This is a genomic window from Duganella fentianensis, from assembly GCF_009857835.1.
GTDB classification, from domain to species: domain Bacteria; phylum Pseudomonadota; class Gammaproteobacteria; order Burkholderiales; family Burkholderiaceae_D; genus Rugamonas; species Rugamonas fentianensis.
Genome location: NZ_WWCL01000001.1, coordinates 327,589 through 340,656 on the forward strand (window position 1 = coordinate 327,589; position 13,068 = coordinate 340,656).

The window sequence follows — 13,068 nt, forward strand, 5'->3', positions numbered from 1 at the left end:
GGCGCATTGCGCTCGGAATTCGAGCGCGGGTGAGGTCGTCTAGAGGTCGGCTGTGCGAGCCAGCACGCGCACCACCGTCTGGCGGTAGTCGCGGAAGCCCATGCGCAGGTAGCGCTGGTGGACCGGATTGTCGTGCATCACGTGCAGGAAGGGCGTGTCGCCGCGCAGGATCTGGCGGCGTAGCAGCTTGCGGATCAGGGCCGGTGCCAGCCCCCGTCCCTGCGCTGTCGGGTGGGTACACACGCCGCTGATTTCGCACAGGCCCGCTGCACGCAGGCGCTCGCCGGCCATGGCGATCAGCTGGCCGTCTTCAAAAATGCCCCAGTATTCACCGAGCTCGATGGTGCGCAGGCCGAATGGCCCGGGTTTGCACAGCTGGGCCAGTGCCAGTGCCTGCGGCGCATGCTCGGCTGTGAGGGGGATGGCTTGCGGCGCCGTATCCGTATCGGGACATGCACCCGCCCACACCATGCGGAACATGGACGACTCCAGTTCGATCTGCCAGCCTTCTGGTGCTGGCCCCTGCCAGCTATCGCAGTAGAAATGCTCGCCCGCCTTGCAGACGTCGCGCAGGCCGTCAAAGTCGGGCCGGGCCGGATCGGCAAACGCGATGATGGGCGAGAAGCCGTCCACATAGCGGCGTGCACCACCGCTACCGCTGGCGTAGCAGGCGTGCGGCCCCGTCAGCGCCTGCCAGAAAATATGGTCGAGTACAGCCGTATCGTAGCCCATCGGTTTATGGCCCGACCGGAACGATGGTGGTGGTGCCATCCGTGGTGATGGCGATCAGGGTCAGACCATCGCCGGACACGGCCATCTGGCGCGGTGCCAGCTGCTTGCCGGTGCTGGTCAGCTTGAACTGGTTGAGCAGGGTGCCGCTGCTGCTGTACAGCCAGATATCGCTGACGGCGCCATTGGCCGCCGTGCCGCAGTACAGCCGGCCATCACTGCCCACTTCCACGTTGTTAGGCGCGCCATCGCCGGCTGCCAGATAGGCCAGCACACCGAGATCGGCCGGATTCAGGATGCTGCACGATTTGGTCGAGCCGCTGGCACTGTACAGCCGCGTGCCATCCGGACTGACGGCGATATCCTGCCCCTGGGTGCCGGCGCCGGCATGGCTGGCGGCGCTGATCTTGGCGGGATACAGGGTGCCGCCGTTGAGCGCGGCGTAGTCGACGCTGTAGGTGGCGATCTGCACGGTGCCGCTGTCTTCGCTTTGCTGTAGCAGGCGTTTGCCGTCACCGCTGACGGCCAGCGTGCCGCCGCTCAATGGCAGGCTGAGTTTGCTGTTATTGCTGGTCAGATAGGCCGCACCCGTGCTCAGGGCGAGGATTTCCACGCCATTCGGACGTAGTATTTTCAGCCGGGTATTGCGGTCAGCCGCGCTGAGCGGCAGGCTGCCCGTCACCGTCTGGGTGTTCAGGTTGATGCTGACGAGGGCGCGGTTGCTCAGGTCCAGCAGGTATAGCAGGTCGCCGTTGGCGCTGCTGGTCATATCGCCGAGGCTGCTGGCGAGGCCCGTGATGCTGGCCACTTTCTGGCCCGTGTAGAGGTGGTAGACGTCGATATAGGTGCCGCCGTTGTGCACATAGGCATAAGGCCGCAGCGGATCAGTGATGACATTGCTATACGGCAGCACGGTGGTGGTATTGCTGCTGGGCGTGCGTGTGCCTTTCCACATGGCCACGCGGATCACTTCCGGTGCCACGGCATCGGCATCGGTCGGGGTGATGGTCACGGTCGCCAGATTCAGCGAGTCGGCGGCCAGCGAACTGGGGTCCGCCACCAGCGCGATCTTGTTGCCGTTGACGTTGGCGGCCAGCCAGCCCGCGCTGGAGCTGGCGCTCATGCCGCCAAAGTTGCCGAAGTTGTCGGTGACGGTGATGGTACGGCTCAGGCGCGACCAGCCGGGCGAACCGCTCAGTGCTACCGCCGTTTCCGATGGAATCAGGGTGTGCTGGTCCTTGTTGATGGTCAGCAGAACGGCCGCCTTGACCTGATCGCCATTCACGCCGGCAGTGGCGTTGATCAGGCGCGAGCTGCTGCCCACGCTGGCGCTGTTCGGTACGGCAGTGAAGCTGAGCTTGCTACCAGTCTGGCTGACGCTGCCGCTGGTGCTGCTGGCGCTAGCCCATGCGGGCAGGGGATCGAGTGCCCATGGCCAGCTATTGCTCAGGGTATTCAGGCTGAGTGTGACGGAAGGCGTGCTGCTGAAGTCGCGGCCGTAGGTGCCGCCCAGCGTGATGGCGTTCACGGAGGCGCTCAGCGTGGCGGGGCTGAGATTGAGTGTGACGGGCAGGGTGCGCGTGCTCAGGCCGGGTGCCGCCAGACTGAGCGTATTGCTATAGCTGCCGCTGGCCAGCGTGCCCACGCGCGGATCGACCGACAGTGCCATGCTGGCCGGGGTGGTGCCGCTGCCAGGCGTGACGCTGAGCCAGCCCACGCTGGCGCTGGCAGTCCAGTTGGCGCTGGCCTTGTCGTCGGTATCGATGGTGATGTTCTGGGCCGGTATCGGTGCACCATTGATGGCATTGAAGGTCAGGCCGCTGGAGTTGCTGACCAGGCCGCTAGGCTGGACCGACAGCGTGGCCGTCAGCGTGACGCTCTGGCCATCGCTGGCGCTGACGATCAGGGTGGTGCTGTAATCGCCCACTGCCAGTCCGGTGGCGTCGAAGCTGACAGCCAGCGTGGCATTGCCGCTGCCGCTAGTGACGGCAGGTTTGAGCCAGCTGGCGCCGCTGGCCACGGTCCAGCTACGGCCGGCCGCCGCTATGGCGACGCTGACAGGGCTGGCAGCAGCGCCGCCCAGGTGGATGGTGCCGGCCAGCGCGGTGGCTGGCGTGGCGGTAAAGGTAGGCTGGCCGGCCGCCACGATCTGCAGGCTGTAAGGCAGGCTGACTGGCGAGCCGGGGAACTGGCTGGCGCAGGCGCTATCGCGGCACAGGCGCACGCTGAAGTTGCCGGAATACGTGCCCACGGCCAGACCGGGCGCCGTCTGCAGCACCGCGTGGTACTGGCTATCGCTATCGCGCACCAGCTGGGGATTGGGCTGCAGCACGCCATTGCTATCGACTACGGACGCGAACACAGTGCCTGTGACTTCGGCCGGGCGGGTCACGGCGGCGATCACGTTCAGCGTCAGCGAACTGCCGGCATTCACGCTGGCCCGCACGGTATCGGGACTGAAGCTGAGGGCGGGGCTGGCCACCGGCGTGCTGCCGCCCCCGCCCGTGCTGCCGCCGCCCCCGCCGCCGCAGGCTGCGAGCGTTGCCAGCAGCAAGGCACAACTGGAGTAGATGAAAGTCGACGCGACGGACCGGCGATGCAGCATGAGTATTCCTTGTAGGCAGCACGGATCGTGCCTCAGCCTACAATTGTTGTTCACCCACAACAGGGTGTCAAGCTGGCACAGAGGGCAAGTTCCACCTCATTTCTCCCCTTAGCAGCAGGCGCGGCCTATTTCTGCAGGATGGCCGCTTCGTAGGCGCGTAGTTTGTCCAGCTTGGCTGCGTACAGATCGTGGTCGCTGCGCGTGGTGCTGTTGGCCAGTGCCTTGACCATGTGGACATCCGCTTCCGACAGGTAGCCCAGGCGGTAGTCGGCCAGCGCTAGCCAGAAGTGGAATTCGTGGTAGTCGGGCACGCGCGCCAGTTCGCGTCTGAACAGTTCGCGAGCACGCTGAAAGTCGCCCAGCCGCATGGCCGTCTGGCCCAGACTGAAGTAATAGAACGGCGGCTCCGGTTCCAGCTGGGCCAGCGTCAGACGCAGCTGCGCAGCTTCGGCCCGTTTGTCCGGCTGTTCCTGGCTTTCCAGCGTCTGCGCCAGATTCGACAGCACGATGACGTTGTCCGGCCGCTGCTGCAGCGCATAGCGCAGGGTGCGCTCGGCTTCCGGCAGATTGCCATGGCGCCGGTAGATCACGGCCAGCGTATTGTAGGCGTGCAGAAAGGCGGGGGCCTGCTCGATGGCTTTGCGTACCATCCAGTAGGCTTGATCGTACTGGCCCTGCACCAGCAGTTCGGCACTGCGGTTGTTGAGGTACATGGCGACGACAGTGGCTTCGTCCAGCGGCGTGGCATGCTCGCGCGCCCTGGCCGAGATGGGGATGAAGTCCACCGTCAGCGGGCTGGACAGGTCGATCCCGAAGCCGTTGCGCAGATCCGTGCGCTGCTGGCCCAGCGTGAGGTTGACGTGGTTGCTGGCGAAGTACAAGTCGCCCGCACGGCTCCAGCTTTCATCCACCTGCACCTGCTGGAACTGGACGTTGAGGTTGAGTTCGTGCGCCAGTGCCGCCGTCATGATGGCCAGCGACAGGCAGTTGCCGGAACGGGCGGCAAAGGTTTCGGCCGCGTCGCGCGTCATGGCGGCATCGTACTCGAGCTGCAGCTTGTCCTTGCGGTACAGCGCTTCGAACAGCTGGCGCCGCACATCCTTGTGCAGCAGATTGTGGCTGACTTCGCGCTGCAGGTAGGCGCGCATCTCGGCGTTGACGGCGAAAATGTGCCCGGTGTCGACCGGCCGGGCCGGTGCATCAAATAGCTGGTCGTGGAATAGCTGCGGTGCAGCAGGCAGCTGAACCAGCGGTGTCGTGCTGGCGCAGCCACCCAGAAGCGCGGCGCAGAAAAGGATGGCGCAGGCTTTCATGACAGTCTCCCGTATCGGCGGGACTCCATGAGCTAGCGCAGTTCGATGAGGCTATCGGGTTCCGCTCACAGAAAGTATCCTCGCCTGCGCGGGCACTGTCAAACGCTGCTTCAGGCGAGCGGGCGCAGTTGCTGCGGCTGGCCGTCGGCGTCGAAGCGCAGCGCTACCGACAGCTGGCCCTGGCCCAGGCCCAGGCTGGCCAGCGCATCGCTGACGTCGTCCACTTCGACTTCCAGATCGGCCGTGAGGTCCAGCGCCTTGTCGCATTCGGCCAGCACACTGTCGCCAGCGCGCAGCTGTACCCGCAAAACCATTTCGTCATCGATGTCGGTCGGCGCGATGATGGCCTGCAGCTGCTCCGGCGCATGGCCGTCCATGGCCTGATTGAGCGTGGCCAGCATCTGCAGCATGGCGTATTCGGCCTGCGCGGTGGCGCGCGCGCCGAAGAACAGATCCTGATACAGGAAGTTCAGGCGCAGGGCGGGATCGCTGCCACGGCCGCGGCCCAGACAGCGTGCCACCATGGGCGCATATTGCTCGGTCCACTTCTGGTAGCGTTCGGCGCGCTGGGCGAAATAGGCATCGGCGGCTTTTTCCTTGGCCGGTACGGCGTAGAAGGGATCGTCGGCACGTTTCAGGGCAAAGCCCAGCAGGAAGCGCAGTTCCACCGCGCTATCGTCCGGGCCGAAGCTGCTAGGGGCCCAGCCGGCTGCCATGCTGCGCTCGAGTGCCGGCGCTGCCATGATTTTCTTGTTGTTCAGCGACTGCTCGGCTTCGCGCACCATGCTGTGCAGCTGGCCGTAGGTGATCTTTTCGATTTCGCTCAGGTCGTAGGCATGGCTGACCAGCACCACGCGCGCACGCGGGCTTTCCAGCCCGGCATCGGTGAAGCTATCGAGCACGGCGTCGTAGGCGTCGCTGTCGCGGAAATCAGCCGCGGCATCGAGCCCGCCCTGGCTGTGCACGAACACGGGAATGGCAAAGGCGTCGATTTCCATTTCCGGCGCATCGGCATGGCGCAGGCGCACGCTGGCCGCGCCTTCTTCGATGGCGTTGCGCAGGTAGCGGTAGCCGTCCACGGATTCGTCGCGCGCCAGTTCGATGGCGCCGTACAGCACTTCGTCCTTGCTCTGGTTGAGCAGCTTGCGCAGCAGGCGCTGGAACTCCAGCCCTTTCTGCGCCAGATCGGCGCGGGTGGCCTCGGCCACGATGTCGTTATTGAATTCACCATCCGACAGGTCGAGCGCGAGGGCGCACAGTTCGGTGGTCTGCTGTTCGTCTTTGAGTTCCGGCGCGGCGGCCGATTTGCGCGCGACGGGGCGCTTGTTGTTTGCCATAGTCTATCGTTCGGTATGCAGGGCTTCGTTCAGTTCTTCCAGCAGGTCGGCGGTTTCGTCTTCCGTCAGGCCCAGATGGCGGCAGGCGTAGTCGCGGCCTTTTTCCCATTCATACGACATGCGGCGGCCGTGGAAGCGCTGTATGCCCTGTTCGGCCAGCAGTGCCAGCGAGACCAGCGAGCGGATCGCGTCATCGGTGGCCGGATCTTCCAGCACGCGGTAGTCGTGGTGGTGCAGAATCGCCCAGCTGACGTCGGGCGACAGGCCCCAGTTACGCGCCAGCAGGCAGCCTATGGCCGCATGGTTGGTCTGGTAGCGCTGGTCTTCCAGCTGGGTGAAAGGGTTGATGTGATCGTCGCAGGCTTCGCTAAAGGTCTGCGCATAGTCGGCAAAGCGGTTCATCAGCAGCGGCACGCCGATATCGCAGAACAGCCCGAAGGTGTGGGCGATGTCGGGCGGGGCGATGCGCAGCTTGCGCGAGCAGAACACCACCGCCTGCGCACGGCGTGCAGAGATTTCCCAGAACGCGTCCAGATCCGATTGCCGGCCTTCGATGGCCTGGCGTGCCAGCAGGCCCGTGAGCAGGGCCGCGCACTGGCTGATGCCGAGGAAGTTGATCGCCTGTTCGACGGATTTGGCTTTGCGGCTGGCACCGAAGAACGGCGAATTGGCCAGCTTGAGCAGCGCGCCCGACATGCCGACATCATTGCCGATAATGCGTGCAATGCGGCGTGGCGACGGGTCGGGCTGGGCCAGCTCGTGCTGCAGATCGACCAGCAGGCTGGGACGCGGCGGAATCCGGATCGAACGGATCAGCGCATCTTCTACGGCGTGGTCGTCGGGCTGGGCGTGAGGTGCTACTGGTGTCATCGTATTCTTCAGGGTCGGGTACTAATGATGCCAAAGCGACACTATAAACCAGTGCGCTCTGTCGTGCTGGACGGCGAGCCCTGATTATCGCCGCAAGCTGCGGCGATGGATATCTAAATTTCCCCGATTTATGTGCCTAATGCTAACTTTTTGGTGCGGCCCTCTAGGGAAAAAGAACATTTTTATATCATTTTGCTCTGGCTCTGTGTACACCTGATCCAGATTGTGATTTCGACCATGCCGGCGGTGCCGCCGATGCCAGCGTCAGCGCGCTGGATGGCGCGGGCGCACGGTCGGGCATCTGGAACACGGCCACCGCGGCCGATAGCTGGACGGCCTGTTCCTGCAGGCTGGCCGCCGCCGCCGCGGCCTGTTCCACCAGCGCTGCGTTCTGCTGGGTCACATCGTCCATCTGCCCCACGGCCTGATTGACTTCGGCGATGCCGCGCGCCTGTTCGGCACTGGCCTGCGAGATGTGGGTGATGATGTCGTTGACCTGCTGGACCGAGGCCACCACATCGTTCATGTGGGCGCCGGCCTGTTGTACCGATGCGCTACCGCTATCGATGGTGGCCACCGAGGCGGCAATCAGCGTCTTGATCTCGCGCGCGGCCGCGGCCGAGCGCTGCGCCAGCGTGCGCACTTCGCTGGCCACCACGGCAAAGCCGCGTCCCTGCTCGCCGGCCCGTGCTGCTTCCACCGCCGCATTCAGGGCCAGAATATTGGTCTGGAAGGCGATACCGTCGATCACGCTGATGATGTCGACGATCTGGCGCGAGCTGCTGCGGATATCGCCCATGGTCTGCACCGCCTGCTGCACGGCGCTGCCGCCCGTCTGCGCCAGCTGGGCAGCGCTGGCGGCCAGCTGACAGGCCTGGCGGGCGCTGGCGGCGTTGTGCTGCACGGCCTCGGTCAGGCTGGCCATGGCGCTGGCAGTCTGCTCGAGCGAACTGGCCTGCAGCTCGGTGCGGCTGGACAGGTCCAGATTGCCGCTGGCGATTTCGTGCGCGGCCACGTCGATGGTCTGCACGGCCGTGCGTATGGTGCCCAGCGTCTGGGTCAGATTGTCCATGGTGCGGTCCAGCATGCGCGCCGTATCGGCGATTTCATCGCGCCCGTCGTTGCTGGCGCCCGTGATCAGGCGGCCGGCCGCCAGTGCCAGCACCACATCGGCAATCGCGCGGATGTCGCGCAGCATGGCGCTGCGCACGGCCATGGTCACGGCCAGCGACAGCAGCACGGACAGCAGCACCAGCACCGCCATGCCGCTGCTGAGCTGCTGGAACTCGGCGCGTGCCTGCTGGTGCGCCTGTGCGCTGAGCTGCTGCTCTAGCGTGGACATGCGGGCCAGCAGGGTATTGAGCTGCTGGAACTGCTGCTCGGCCTTGGCCATGGCATTGGTGGCGATGCTCTGGTCCATGGCCGCCATATCCATGGTGTCCTGCACCGCCTTGCGGTAAGCCTGCAAGGCGCGGCGCGACTGCTCGACGATCTGGCGCTCGGCCGCATCGTCGCTGGCCATCATGTCCGTGCCGAGCTGGCGCAGCTGCTGCTCTATGCTGTCATGGCCCTGATGGATCTGGCGGTTCAGCTCATCCAGCCGGTTCTGGGCAAAGCTGCCATTCACCCATGCCAGCAGCTGGTAGATGCGGGCATGGGCATAGCGCAGCTCGGCGCTGACATCGGCCGCGCTCTTGAGCCGCGCCGTACGTACCTGCAGCATGTTTTCCAGCGTGGCGTTCTGGCGCAGCATGCCGTAGTAGGCCGCGCCGGCCGTCAGCATCAGCAGGCACAGTACCAGCCCCGGGGCCAGCAGCAGTTTCGGTCCTATCCGCAGTTTCTTCAGCATGGCCAGCTCCCGCTTCATTTTTTATAGATGCCCGCTTCCAGCACGACGTCGCCGACGCGCAGGATGTAGGTGGTCTTGGGTTCTATCTTGCCGGTGGCGGGATTCTTGTACTGGTAGTCGACCCAGCCATGGCCTTTTTTGGCAGCCAGCTCGATGATCTCGCGGCGGTATTTCTTGCCGCTGGCATCGGGCATATCGGTCAGGTCCTTGCCGACGATGCTGGGGTTGACGGGATGGGCCAGCACGATGCCGCTGGCCAGATCGCGCACATCGATGTAGAGCGTGCCTTGCAGGTAGTCGGGATCTTTGGCGCTGACCTTGCGCAGCAGGTCTTCCTTGCCATGGGCCTTGAGGTAGGCCGCACCTTTTTCCACCATGGCGATGGCGTCTTTCTCGGTCGGTTCGGCCGCATGGCCAGACAGGGGCAGTAGCAGGGCCGTACTGGCGGCCAGCAGGGAGAGCAGTTTCATGGCAGGTCCTTGGCTAAGAGGTGACGGAACAGTTGGCTGCTGAACTGTACGCTGCTGCCGTCGCGAGGAATTGCGTTGCCGCAAGTTCTAGCCTGCTGGCAAGCTTGCCCGCCATCTGCATCAAGGCAAAGAAAATTTCCGGGCATCATTTTTTAGATGATTGACGCACGGCAATTGCCAGCTGGCGGCGCGGCCTAGCATGCAGCTTCAGCCCGACCACTGTTCCGGTCCCACCCAGCCCCACCCGTGAGAGGAAGTGCCATGAATATCGTGCCCCTGCGCGACGCTGCCGCGCCCAAGTTCCAGCCCTATATCCGCCAGACCATCAGCCGTGCGCGCCAGTGGGAATGGCTAGCGCCCGATCTGCAGGAAGCCGTGCGGGTGGTATCGCATGTGCTGCCGTTCCGCACCAATGCCTATGTGATGGACCAGCTGATCGACTGGAACAACGTGCCCAACGATCCCATCTTCCGCATGACCTTCCCCCATCGCGACATGCTGGCGCCGGACGATTATGCGCAGCTGCGCGAACTGGTGCTGGGGCAAGGTCAAGGACAGGCCCCGTCGGCGGCGCTGGCCGCGCTAGTGCAGCGCATCCGCCTGCGCATGAATCCCCACCCGGCCGGGCAGATGACGCACAACGTGCCGCGCGTGAACGATGCGCCGCTCAAGGGCATGCAGCACAAGTACAAGGAGACCGTGCTGTTTTTCCCCAGCGCCGGCCAGACCTGCCATGCTTATTGCACCTTCTGCTTCCGCTGGCCCCAGTTCGTCGGCATGGACGACATGAAATTCGATGCGGCCGAATCGCAGCAGTTGGTGAACTATCTGCACCTGCATCCGGAAGTGACGGATGTGCTGATCACGGGCGGCGATCCGCTGATCATGAATACCCGCGCACTGGCTGCCGTGATCGAGCCGCTGCTGGTGCCGGAGCTGGCGCACATCCAGAACATCCGCATCGGCACCAAGTCGGTAGCCTACTGGCCGCAGCGCTTCGTCACCGACCGCGATGCCGACGATCTGCTGCGCCTGTTCGAAAAAGTGGTGGCCAGCGGCCGCAATCTGGCCGTGATGGGCCACTACAGCCATGCAGTCGAGCTGCGCCCCGAGATCGCCCAGCAGGCTGTCAAGCGCATCGTCGGCACGGGCGCCACCTTGCGCATGCAGGGGCCGCTGATCCGCCACATCAACGAAGACCCGCGTAGCTGGGCCGAACTGTGGCAGACCGGCGTGCGACTGGGCGCGATCCCCTACTATATGTTCGTCGAACGCGACACGGGGCCGCGCGAATACTTCCAGCTGCCGCTGGCCAGAGCGCACGAGATTTTTCAGGCGGCCTACCAGATGGTATCCGGCCTGTCGCGCACGGTGCGGGGGCCATCCATGAGTGCCTTCCCCGGCAAGGTGGTGATAGACGGCGTGGCCCAAATCGGCGGTGAAAAAGTGTTTGCTTTGCAGTTCCTGCAGGCGCGAAATCCCGACTGGGTGCGCAAGCCGTTTTATGCCCGCTACGATGCCAAAGCGACCTGGATGGATGAGCTGCAACCGGCCTTCGGCAAGGAGAAATTTTTCTTTGAAGAGCAGGGCGGCAGCCGCAGCGAACCGGTGCCCGACTACACGCCGCGCAAAGTGATACCGCTGCGCCGCGCTGCTGGCGCCAGCTGCGGCAGCGCCGGCGCGGGCACCGGCTCCAGCTCCAGCTCCAGCTCCAGCTCCAGCTCCGACGCCGACTTGCCGCATTCGGCCTAGGTGCCATCATGTCCGACCGCCACCTGTACGGCATGGTGTTCCTGCCTTTCGCTTTCGGCCACTTCCTGCAATGCTTGCTGCGCAATGTGAATGCCACGCTGGCGCCGCAGCTGATGGCGGCACTGGCACTGACACCGGGCCAGCTAGGCCTGCTCACCAGCGTCTACTTTTTTAGCTTCGCGCTGGTGCAGCTGCCGGTCGGCATGGCGCTCGACCGCTGGGGGCCGGCGCGGGTGCAATGGCCCATGCTGCTGCTGGCAGTGCTGGCGGCGCTGGGCTTTGCCGGTGGCCAGCAATTCAGCCAGCTGCTGGCAGCGCGCGCATTGCTGGGCTTCGGGCTGGGTGGCTGTTTCATGGCGGCGCTGAAAGCCTTCTCGCTGTGGGTGGAACCGGCGCGGCTGCCTAGTCTGCAGGGCTATCTGGTGGCGGTGGGAGGGCTGGGCGCTGCCTCGGCTACGCTGCCGGTGCGCTGGCTGCTGCACTACGCTGGCTGGCGTGGCGTATTCATCGGGCTGGCCCTGCTGGTACTGGCGGGGGCGCTGCTGCTGCGCTGGCGCGCGCCGCGCGTGGCTGTCGATGAAGGCGCACCGGCCAGCAGTGCGGCGCTGCGGCTGGTGCTGCAGGACGCCAGCTTCCGGCAGGTGCTGCGCTTGCTGCTGGTGCCGCACATGGTGTATTTCGGCGTGCAGGGGCTGTGGCTGGGACGCTGGCTCAGCGATGCCGGACATTATCCGGAAGTGCAGGTCGGCTATCTGCTGTACCTGAGTATGGCGGCCATCATCCTCGGTGCAATCGTCATGGGCCGGCTGACGCAGTGGGCGGCGCGGCGCGGCGTCGCCATGCTGCACATAGCCGCCTGCGGCGTGGCGCTGTTCCTGCTGGTGCAGCTGGCCATGCTGTGCCGCTGGTCGCCCGCCTTTCCCGTGCTGGCGGTGCTGTTCACGCTGACAGGAACAGCCACCGGCATGGACTACACCATCCTCGCGCAGAATATGCCGGCCAGCCTGAGCGCCCGTGCCGTGACGCTACTGAATCTGCTGATCTTCATGGGGGCGTTTGCCGTGCAGGCGGGCTTCGGGCTGGTGGTGGCGCTCTGGCCGTCCGCTGGCCAGCAGCAGCCAGTACAAGCCTATCAGGCCGCCTACGGCCTGCTGATCGTGCTGCAACTGCCGGGTCTATTGCGTTACCTGTGGCCTCAGCTATCCGGTAGAATGGGGCCACGTCCGGCCACTAGCCTCAGTACACCACGATGACGACATCTACCAGCGTGTTCAATGCCTTACCCGCCGAATGGCGCAACTGGATCATGGAAAATCTGGCACGTGGCTGCCGGCCGCTGGAAATGGCCAACAGCATGGCGGGGTCGGGACAGCACAGCATGGCCGTCGCCATGGCCGCCATCGACGCTGCCATCGCCCTGCGCGCGGGCGGCCTTGAAGATGCGCCGGTGCAGAGCGCCTTCACGGCACCGCAGCAGATGCCGTATATCGATTTGAGCAGCAACCGTATCAGTACGCCGGACCGCGAGGTGGATGTGCTGTTCGTGCTGCAGCAGCCGCAGGTGATCCTGCTGGGGAATGTGCTCAGCAGCGAAGAGTGCGACGCCATCGTGGCCCATTGCGGCAATCGCTATACCCGTTCCACCGTCACGGCAGAAAACGATGGCGCCAGCGTAGTACATGAAGGCCGCACCAGTGAAATGGCGTTCATCCGGCGCGGCGAAGCGGAAGTGGCCGAGCGCATCGAGCGGCGGCTGGCCGCGCTGGCCCACTGGCCGGTGGAAAACGGCGAGCCTTTCCAGTTGCAGAAATATGGCGTGACCCAGGAGTACCGCCCCCATTACGACTGGCTGGATCCCGATAGTGGTGGCCATCGTAGCCATCTGGCCATGGGCGGCCAGCGGCTGGCCACTTTCGTACTGTATCTGAGCGATGTGGAGCAGGGCGGCGGCACGGCCTTCCCCGGGCTGGGGCTGGAAATCTATCCGCGCAAGGGTAATGCCGTGTGGTTCCTCAACACCGATGCCAACCACCAGCCGGACCGTCAGACCCTGCACGCCGGCGCGCCCGTGGTGCGCGGTACCAAGATCATCGCCAACAAATGGCTGAGGCAGGGGCGCTACGGTTAGAATGGCGGTCTACAC

The 13,068-nt window shown here is 64.8% G+C and carries 10 protein-coding genes; 3 read left to right on the forward strand and 7 right to left on the reverse strand.

Features of this window, described 5'->3' with window-relative positions; translation table 11 throughout:
- Positions 1–39: 39 nt before the first annotated feature.
- From GTP23_RS01515 to GTP23_RS01545, 7 genes are all read right to left on the reverse strand, one after another.
- Positions 40–771, reverse strand: coding sequence for a GNAT family N-acetyltransferase (locus GTP23_RS01515; protein ID WP_229255885.1), 732 nt, complete (start codon positions 769–771; stop codon positions 40–42).
- Positions 737–3,334: a quinoprotein amine dehydrogenase gene (locus GTP23_RS01520; RefSeq protein WP_229255886.1), complete on the reverse strand. Its 2,598-nt coding sequence runs from the start codon at positions 3,332–3,334 to the stop codon at positions 737–739. Before GTP23_RS01520 ends, GTP23_RS01515 begins: the two co-directional genes overlap by 35 nt.
- A 125-nt stretch (positions 3,335–3,459) precedes the next feature.
- The gene (locus GTP23_RS01525) at positions 3,460–4,647 is read right to left on the reverse strand and encodes a tetratricopeptide repeat protein (protein ID WP_161033572.1); all 1,188 of its coding nucleotides are present in this window, start codon (positions 4,645–4,647) and stop codon (positions 3,460–3,462) included.
- A gap of 110 nt (positions 4,648–4,757) precedes the next feature.
- Positions 4,758–5,984 carry a DUF2863 family protein gene (locus tag GTP23_RS01530; RefSeq protein ID WP_161033573.1) on the reverse strand — a complete coding sequence of 409 codons (1,227 nt, stop codon included), beginning with the start codon at positions 5,982–5,984 and terminating at the stop codon, positions 4,758–4,760.
- Positions 5,985–5,987: 3 nt separating this feature from the next.
- Positions 5,988–6,854, reverse strand: a complete 867-nt coding sequence (locus GTP23_RS01535) for an HDOD domain-containing protein (RefSeq protein WP_161033574.1) — start codon at positions 6,852–6,854, stop codon at positions 5,988–5,990.
- Between the two features lie 187 nt (positions 6,855–7,041).
- Positions 7,042–8,703 (reverse strand): methyl-accepting chemotaxis protein, encoded by a 1,662-nt coding sequence (locus GTP23_RS01540; protein ID WP_161033575.1) that lies wholly within the window; start codon positions 8,701–8,703, stop codon positions 7,042–7,044.
- A gap of 14 nt (positions 8,704–8,717) precedes the next feature.
- Positions 8,718–9,173, reverse strand: a complete 456-nt coding sequence (locus GTP23_RS01545; RefSeq protein WP_161033576.1) for a cache domain-containing protein — start codon at positions 9,171–9,173, stop codon at positions 8,718–8,720.
- Positions 9,174–9,434: 261 nt separating this feature from the next.
- Between GTP23_RS01545 and GTP23_RS01550 the strand changes: the two genes are divergently transcribed.
- The 3 genes from GTP23_RS01550 to GTP23_RS01560 are packed head-to-tail and all read left to right on the forward strand — an operon-like array spanning position 9,435 to position 13,053.
- Positions 9,435–10,925, forward strand: coding sequence for a KamA family radical SAM protein (locus GTP23_RS01550; protein ID WP_202411888.1), 1,491 nt, complete (start codon positions 9,435–9,437; stop codon positions 10,923–10,925).
- 8 nt (positions 10,926–10,933) lie between these two features.
- Positions 10,934–12,178 (forward strand): MFS transporter, encoded by a 1,245-nt coding sequence (locus tag GTP23_RS01555; protein WP_161033577.1) that lies wholly within the window; start codon positions 10,934–10,936, stop codon positions 12,176–12,178.
- Positions 12,175–13,053 (forward strand): 2OG-Fe(II) oxygenase, encoded by an 879-nt coding sequence (locus tag GTP23_RS01560; RefSeq protein WP_229255887.1) that lies wholly within the window; start codon positions 12,175–12,177, stop codon positions 13,051–13,053. Before GTP23_RS01555 ends, GTP23_RS01560 begins: the two co-directional genes overlap by 4 nt.
- Positions 13,054–13,068: the final 15 nt, after the last annotated feature.

Bases quoted from the DNA above. Each gene is read 5' to 3' on its own strand.
- GTP23_RS01515 (WP_229255885.1), bottom strand. From the start codon at position 771: ATGGCACCACCACCATCGTTCCGGTCGGGCCATAAACCGATGGGCTAC.
- GTP23_RS01520 (WP_229255886.1), bottom strand. From the start codon at position 3,334: ATGCTGCATCGCCGGTCCGTCGCGTCGACTTTCATCTACTCCAGTTGT.
- GTP23_RS01525 (WP_161033572.1), bottom strand. From the start codon at position 4,647: ATGAAAGCCTGCGCCATCCTTTTCTGCGCCGCGCTTCTGGGTGGCTGC.
- GTP23_RS01530 (WP_161033573.1), bottom strand. From the start codon at position 5,984: ATGGCAAACAACAAGCGCCCCGTCGCGCGCAAATCGGCCGCCGCGCCG.
- GTP23_RS01535 (WP_161033574.1), bottom strand. From the start codon at position 6,854: ATGACACCAGTAGCACCTCACGCCCAGCCCGACGACCACGCCGTAGAA.
- GTP23_RS01540 (WP_161033575.1), bottom strand. From the start codon at position 8,703: ATGCTGAAGAAACTGCGGATAGGACCGAAACTGCTGCTGGCCCCGGGG.
- GTP23_RS01545 (WP_161033576.1), bottom strand. From the start codon at position 9,173: ATGAAACTGCTCTCCCTGCTGGCCGCCAGTACGGCCCTGCTACTGCCC.
- GTP23_RS01550 (WP_202411888.1), top strand. From the start codon at position 9,435: ATGAATATCGTGCCCCTGCGCGACGCTGCCGCGCCCAAGTTCCAGCCC.
- GTP23_RS01555 (WP_161033577.1), top strand. From the start codon at position 10,934: ATGTCCGACCGCCACCTGTACGGCATGGTGTTCCTGCCTTTCGCTTTC.
- GTP23_RS01560 (WP_229255887.1), top strand. From the start codon at position 12,175: ATGACGACATCTACCAGCGTGTTCAATGCCTTACCCGCCGAATGGCGC.